Raw genomic sequence first — 5,211 nt, forward strand, 5'->3', positions numbered from 1 at the left:
GTGCAGGGGTTGGCCGTCGGTCCGCTGATCGTCGGCTTCACGGCGCTGGCGGGCGGCTTCGCAGGACTTGCCGGCATGCTCGAGGTCGCGGCCGTGCAGGGCAGCGCCAACGGCTCGCTGGCCGCCGGCTACGGCTATACCGGCATCCTCGTCGCCTTCCTTGCCCGCCACAATCCGCTTGCCATCATCCCCGTCGCCGTTCTGCTTGGCGGCATCGACGCGTCCGGCGGGCTGATTCAGCGCCGAATGGACCTGCCTGATGCAACCGTGCTGGTGCTGCAGGGCATGCTGTTCATCGTCATCTTGTTCAGCGAGACCTTCTACGGCCGGTTCAAGCTCTTTAATCCCGACCTCTGGCAGAGGCCCGATCTCCTGAAGGGGGTCGCGTGATGGACGCGACCGATATCGGGCTGTGGGGGGTGCCGCTCGCCATGCTGGGCGGCGCCATCCGCGTGTCCACTCCCTTCATCTTCGTCTCGCTCGGCGAAGCCATCACCGAACGCTCCGGCCGCATCAATCTCGGCCTCGAAGGCACGCTGGTGTTCGGCGCCATGAGTGCCTATGCGGTGGCGGTGATGACCGGCTCGCCATGGCTCGGCCTTTTGGCGGCGGCGGCCGCCGGCCTCTGCTTCGGCCTCTTTCATGGCTGGATCTGCAAGTTCCCGAAGGTCAACGACATCGCCATCGGCATCGCCCTGATGCTGTTCGGCACAGGCCTCGCCTTCTTCTTCGGCAAGCCCTTCATCCAGCCCTCCGCGCCCGATCTGCCGGCGATCCCGTTCGGCGCCTGGTCCGACATCCCGCAGGTGCAGGCGGCGCTCAACGTCAACGTGCTGTTCCTGATCGGCGCTGCTCTCGCCATCTTCCTCTGGTGGGCGTTCCGCAACACCCGTGTCGGCCTGATCGTGCGCGTGGTCGGCGACAGCGCCGATGCAGCTCGCGCCATGGGCCTCGACCCGAACGCGGTGCGCCTGCTGGCCACCGGCACCGGCGGAGCGCTCGCCGGTATCGGCGGCGCCTACCTGTCGCTCTATTATCCCGGCAGCTGGACCGAGCGCATCTCGTCGGGCCAGGGACTGATGGCGGTGGCGCTGGTCATCTTCGCGCGCTGGAACCCGCTCGGCTGCTTCGCTGCCGCGCTTTTGTTCGGCGGCGCCGGCGCGCTCGGCCCGGCGCTGCAGTCGGTGGGCGTCACGCAGGGCTACTACCTGTTCTACGCCGCCCCTTACATCCTCACCCTCATCATCATGATCGCCACCTCGTCGCCGAGCCGCACGCTCGCCGGCGCGCCCGGCGAACTGTCGATCACCAAATGACCGTCGCCCAGGAACCGCTCGCGAGACCGGAGTTTTTGCCATGAACGCCAGAGCCGAGATCACCCAGCGCTACATCAACGCCGATCCCTACCCCTGGCCCTACAATGGCGAGTTGAGGCCGGACAACACGGCGCTGATCATCATCGACATGCAGACCGATTTCTGCGGGCCGGGTGGCTATGTCGACCATATGGGCTACGACCTGTCGCTGGTCAGGGCGCCGATCGAGCCCATCAAGGCTGTGCTTTCCGCCATGCGCGACAAGGGCTACACCATCATCCACACGCGCGAGGGCCATCGTCCCGACCTCGCCGACCTGCCCGCCAACAAGCGCTGGCGCTCGCGCCGCATCAATGCCGGCATCGGCGATCCCGGCCCTTGCGGGCGCATCCTGGTGCGCGGCGAGCCTGGCTGGGACATCATCCCCGACCTCTATCCGGCCGAGGGCGAGCCGATCATCGACAAGCCGGGCAAAGGCTCGTTTTGCGCCACCGATCTCGAATTGATCCTCAACCAGCGCGGCATCGAAAACATCGTGCTCACCGGAATCACAACCGATGTCTGCGTGCACACCACCATGCGCGAGGCCAACGACCGCGGCTTCGAATGCGTGATGCTGGAGGATTGCTGCGGCGCGACCGACTACGGCAACCACCTGGCGGCGATCAAGATGATCAAGATGCAGGGCGGCGTCTTCGGCGCCGTCTCGAATTCCGCCGCCCTCGTCGCGCAGCTGCCATGAGGAACCGGCGATGAGCGGAACTCTCCATCGCAAGGCGATCGGCGTCGAGACCATCGGCATGACCATGCGCTTCGGCGCTTTCACCGCGCTCGACGACGTCTCCATCAAGGTGCCTGCAGGCTCTTTCCACGCGCTGCTCGGCGAGAACGGCGCTGGCAAGTCGACGCTGGTCAAATGCATGATGGGTTTTTACCATCCGACGGCGGGCGACATGCTGGTCGACGGACGCGAGGTGACGATCGCCAGCCCGAGAGATGCCTCGGCGCTCGGCCTCGGCATGGTCTATCAGCATTTCACGCTCGTGCCTTCGCTGACCGGCGCCGAGAACCTGGTCATCTCGCGTGAGAAGGTGCCCGGCGTCATCGACTGGCGCAAGGAGCGCACAGCGCTTGCGGCCTTCATGAACGGCATGCCGTTCAAGCTGCCGCTCGACGTCAAGGTGGCCGAGCTCGCCGCCGGCGAGAAGCAGAAGCTTGAGATCATCAAACAGCTTTATCTCGGCCGCAATTTCCTGGTGCTGGACGAGCCGACATCCGTGCTGACCCCGGGCGAGGCGCAGGAAGTGCTCGGCCTGGTGCGCGGCATGACGAAGGCAGGCGACCTCACCGTGCTGATGATCTCGCACAAGTTCCACGAGGTCACGGCATTCGCCGACGACATCACGGTGCTGCGCAAGGGCAGGCTCACCGGAGCCGGGAAGGTCTCGGATCTTTCGCATAGGGAAATGGCGGCGATGATGATCGGCGACCAGCCGATCGCCGCGCTCGACAGCCGCGCCGAGCCGAAGCCGGATGCCGAGATCGTGCTCGAGGTCAAGGCGCTGAAGGCTCCGGACCGAACCGGCCTCAAATCGATCAACATCACCGATCTCGGCGTGCGCTCCGGCGAGATCGTCGGCATCGCCGGCATCTCGGGCAACGGTCAGAAGGAGTTCCTGGAAGTGCTGGCCGGACAGCGCGCTCGCGATCAAGGGGAAGTCATGGTTCGCGGCGCGGCCTATGCCGCGACGCGCGCCGAGGCGCGTGCGCTCAACGTCCGCCTCATCCCGGAAGAGCCATTGAAGAATGCCTGCGCGCCGAGAATGACGGTCGCCGAGAACATCGCCTTCCGCACCTTCGACGTCGATGGCAACGGCAGGCCGGTGAGCTGGATCAGCGCTAGCGCCATCAAATCCTTCAGCGCCCGGCTGGTCGAGCAGTTCAAGGTGAAGACCGCATCGCTCTCCTCGCCGATCGCCTCGCTGTCGGGCGGCAACGTGCAGCGCGCCGTGCTCGCCCGCGAGCTGACCGGCGAGGTCGACCTTTTGATCGTCTCCAACCCCTGCTTCGGCCTCGACTTCTCTGCCGTCGCCGAAATCCGCGCCCGCATCATGAAGGCGCGCAACGCGGGGGCCGCGGTGCTCCTGATGTCGGAAGATCTGGACGAGCTCCTGGAGCTTTCGGACCGCATCCTCGTCATGTCCGACGGCGCCCTCGTCTACGAGACGCCGATCGCGCAAGCGAGCGTGCAGACGATCGGCGAGCACATGGCGGGGCACCATTGATGGCAAAAATCGAAGCGCTGCCTTTCGCCTTTGCTTTCAGGCCCGAGACCACGGCACTTATCGTCATCGACATGCAGCGCGACTTCGCCGAGCCCGGCGGCTTCGGCGCCAGCCTCGGCAACGACGTCAGCCGGGTGACGGCGATCGTGCCGACGGTGAAAAAGCTGATCGAAGGCTTTCGCGCCGCTGGCCTGCCGGTGATCCACACCATGGAGTGCCACAGGCCCGACCTTTCGGACCTGCCGCCAGCCAAGCGCAACCGCGGCAATCCGTCGATCCGCATCGGCGATGCCGGCCCGATGGGCCGCGTGCTGATCGCCGGCGAGCCAGGCACGGCGATCCTCGATGAGCTCGCGCCTTTGCCCGGCGAGATCGTCATCGAGAAGCCCGGCAAGGGCGCCTTCTACGCGACCGGCCTCGGCGATGACCTGAAGCGGATCGGCGCCCGGCAACTGGTCTTTGCCGGAGTGACGACAGAAGTCTGCGTGCAGACGACCATGCGCGAGGCCAACGACCGCGGCTATGAGTGTCTGGTCGCCGAAGACGCGACGGAGAGCTACTTTCCCGAATTCAAGGCCGCCGCGCTCGCCATGATCAGGGCGCAGGGCGCGATCGTCGGCTGGACGGCGACCACCAATCAGGTGCTCAAGGGAATTGCGAATGCCTAATCTTGCCTTTGCCGGCCTCGTCGACGGTGGCTGGCGCGATCTGGCGTTCGTGCCTTTCCGTGACGGCGTGACGGTGCACTGGCTTCTCAGGGGCGGGCCGGTCGAGCCGAGTGTGGCCGTCCTTAAATATCAGCCAGGCGCCGGCGTTCCGCGCCACCGCCATGCCGGGTTGGAAACCATCGTCGTGCTGGAAGGCACCCAGAGCGACGAGAACGGTGACTATCCGGCGGGCAGCGTGATCCTCAATCCGGTCGGCACCGAGCATTCGGTGTGGACGAAGGACGGTTGCGTCGTGCTGATCCAATGGGACCTGCCGGTTATCATTCTGGGGGAGACGAAATGAGCGACATCCGCTTCGACATCGGCAGCCTGCATGCGGCTTACCAGGCTGGCACCGGCATAGCCGAGGTGATCGATAGGGTGCTGGCCCGCATCGAGGCGGCGGGCGATCCCGGCATCTTCATCCACCTTGCGACGAAAGCCGCGATGCTGGCCGAGGCCGAAGCGCTTGGTTCGTTCGACCCCGTGGCCAAGCCGCTCTGGGGTATCCCCTTCGCCGTCAAGGACAACATCGATGTCGCCGGCATGCCGACCACGGCCGCCTGCGCCGAATATGCCTACACGCCGGACAGGGATGCGACGGTCGTGGCGAAACTCAAGGCGGCGGGCGCCCTGGTCGTCGGCAAGACCAATCTCGACCAGTTCGCCACCGGCCTCGTCGGTGTGCGCACGCCCTGGCCGATCCCAAGGAATGCGATCGATCCGAGGCTGGTGCCGGGCGGCTCCTCTTCCGGCTCCGCGGTGGCGACGGCGCGCGGCATCGTCTCCTTCGCGCTCGGCACCGACACCGCCGGCTCGGGGCGCATCCCGGCCGGCCTCAACAACGTCGTCGGGCTGAAGCCAACCGTCGGCGCGCTGTCGACGGCGGGCGTGGTCCCGGCC

Annotated in this window: 6 protein-coding genes and 1 pseudogene; all 7 read left to right on the forward strand. The window is 66.2% G+C overall.

The genetic code is table 11. From position 1 onward, the window contains the following. Positions 1 to 390, forward strand: a pseudogene (locus EOA29_RS24180) (ABC transporter permease); the annotation flags it as partial. Then, on the forward strand, positions 390 to 1,316 hold the full coding sequence (locus EOA29_RS24185; protein ID WP_126091818.1) for an ABC transporter permease: 927 nt from the start codon (positions 390 to 392) through the stop codon (positions 1,314 to 1,316). The pseudogene EOA29_RS24180 and the gene EOA29_RS24185, both read left to right, overlap by 1 nt. Before the next feature lie 40 nt (positions 1,317 to 1,356). After that, positions 1,357 to 2,058 (forward strand): isochorismatase family cysteine hydrolase, encoded by a 702-nt coding sequence (locus EOA29_RS24190; RefSeq protein ID WP_126091817.1) that lies wholly within the window; start codon positions 1,357 to 1,359, stop codon positions 2,056 to 2,058. 10 nt (positions 2,059 to 2,068) lie between these two features. Continuing rightward, positions 2,069 to 3,601 carry an ABC transporter ATP-binding protein gene (locus tag EOA29_RS24195; protein WP_126091816.1) on the forward strand — a complete coding sequence of 511 codons (1,533 nt, stop codon included), beginning with the start codon at positions 2,069 to 2,071 and terminating at the stop codon, positions 3,599 to 3,601. Further along, positions 3,601 to 4,269 carry an isochorismatase family cysteine hydrolase gene (locus EOA29_RS24200; protein ID WP_126091815.1) on the forward strand — a complete coding sequence of 223 codons (669 nt, stop codon included), beginning with the start codon at positions 3,601 to 3,603 and terminating at the stop codon, positions 4,267 to 4,269. The genes EOA29_RS24195 and EOA29_RS24200 overlap by 1 nt, the downstream gene beginning before the upstream one ends. After that, complete coding sequence (locus tag EOA29_RS24205) at positions 4,262 to 4,612, forward strand: cupin domain-containing protein (RefSeq protein WP_126091814.1); 351 nt, start codon at positions 4,262 to 4,264, stop codon at positions 4,610 to 4,612. Before EOA29_RS24200 ends, EOA29_RS24205 begins: the two co-directional genes overlap by 8 nt. After that, positions 4,609 to 5,211: amidase family protein (locus tag EOA29_RS24210; RefSeq protein WP_245468525.1), on the forward strand; the 603-nt coding region annotated here is incomplete at its 3' end. The genes EOA29_RS24205 and EOA29_RS24210, both read left to right, overlap by 4 nt.

This window comes from Mesorhizobium sp. M1E.F.Ca.ET.063.01.1.1, from assembly GCF_003998155.1.
GTDB lineage: Bacteria > Pseudomonadota > Alphaproteobacteria > Rhizobiales > Rhizobiaceae > Mesorhizobium.